This is a genomic window from Methanospirillum sp., assembly GCF_035406105.1.
In the GTDB taxonomy this organism is placed as follows: domain Archaea; phylum Halobacteriota; class Methanomicrobia; order Methanomicrobiales; family Methanospirillaceae; genus Methanospirillum.
In genome coordinates this window covers 1-1,158 of the sequence record NZ_DAONKG010000376.1, presented here as the reverse complement: position 1 = coordinate 1,158, position 1,158 = coordinate 1, and the positions used below count along the sequence as shown (strand labels likewise).

Sequence of the window (1,158 nt, the reverse complement as noted above, 5' to 3'; positions counted from 1 at the left end):
CGTATACAGAGAGGAGAATGAGATGATAATCAGGAGGGTTGTATGACCGGTCTCGTTCCGGGACGCCAATTCCCGGATGATCTGACGCACTATACAGAGTTTTCCGGGTCAGGGCTCATATCCCATGCAGAGATGCAGCGGATTGATAGGAACGCACAGGACCTTGGTATCAGCGGACTTGAACTTATGGAATCTGCCGGGACCGGACTTGCGATGGCAGCCCGCGAATACCATCCTGACGCAATACTCATCCTCTGCGGAAGCGGCAATAATGGTGGTGACGGCATGGTGGCAGCCCGTCATCTCGCATATGAGGCGGAGGTTACTGTACTCTGGTATGATTCCGGACGGCTGACTGAGTCAACAAAGACGCAACTTGGGCGGCTGACCTCATGCCGGGTTCATTCCGTCCCGTTCCGGTGCCGCGATGATTTGAGTGCACGGTACCGGTTATTTCAGGAAACAGATCTCATCATTGATGCTCTTCTTGGAACCGGGGTGACAGGGCAGGTCAGAGAACCAGTTAGAACATGCATTGAGTATGCAAACAAGGCTCCGGCCCCTGTCCTTTCTGCTGACATTCCGTCACCGGGGATTATTCCTGACATGGTCTGTGCATTTCACCGGGCAAAAACGGAGGGAGCAAAAACCTATAATATCGGAATCCCGCTCCTGGCTGAGATTGCAACCGGCCCTGGAGACCTTCTCTGCCTGCAGACCCGATCAGCGGATGCCCACAAGGGAGTGGGAGGTGAGATCCTGGTTATCGGGGGAGGGCCATACCAGGGAGCCCCGTACCTCGCCGGTCTTGCAGCTCTGCGGGCAGGTGCTGACATTGTGCGGATTGCATCCCCCCATTTCCTTCCTGAACCGGATCTCATCCATCTGCCAACGACCGGGGGCAGAATTACCATGGCAGATCTCGACGTATTCATCCCCTTCTGTGAACGCTCCGATGTCGTCCTCTGCGGGCCAGGCCTCGGTCCTCAATCCCACGAGGTCATCACTGAACTAGCCCCTCATATCAGAAAAGGAGTCTTTGATGCCGACGCACTAAATAGTCCGCTCCCTGTGGCGGACGAATCACTCTATACCCCCCATGCAGGGGAGTTTGTCCGGATGTGTGGTGTACATCCGGGAACGACACCCTATGAACGG

The 1,158-nt window shown here is 55.5% G+C and carries 1 protein-coding gene; it reads left to right on the top strand.

Translation table 11 applies throughout. The features are described from left to right. Positions 1–42: 42 nt before the first annotated feature. The coding region (locus PLA23_RS13630; RefSeq protein WP_324475575.1) for an NAD(P)H-hydrate epimerase at positions 43–1,158 on the top strand (1,116 nt) is incomplete at its 3' end.